Here is a 255-nt window from a genome sequence, read left to right as displayed (position 1 = left end):
ATATAACCGCCTGCGCACGCTTTACGCCCAGTAATTCCGATTAACGCTTGCACCCTACGTATTACCGCGGCTGCTGGCACGTAGTTAGCCGGTGCTTATTCTTCAGGTACCGTCATTAGCAAGCTGTATTAGAACTCACCGTTTCTTCCCTGACAAAAGAGCTTTACAACCCGAAGGCCTTCTTCACTCACGCGGCATTGCTGGATCAGGGTTGCCCCCATTGTCCAAAATTCCCCACTGCTGCCTCCCGTAGGA

Annotated in this window: 1 rRNA gene; it reads right to left on the bottom strand. The window is 52.2% G+C overall.

Annotation, left to right across the window (positions count from 1 at the left end):
- Window positions 1–255 (bottom strand): 16S ribosomal RNA (locus ACO0KY_RS19700); the annotation flags it as partial.

The organism is Undibacterium sp. Dicai25W (genome assembly GCF_049340505.1).
GTDB classification, from domain to species: domain Bacteria; phylum Pseudomonadota; class Gammaproteobacteria; order Burkholderiales; family Burkholderiaceae_D; genus Undibacterium; species Undibacterium jejuense.
The sequence above is the reverse complement of the archived record's forward strand: the minus strand, read 5'-3'. Positions and strand labels throughout refer to the sequence as shown.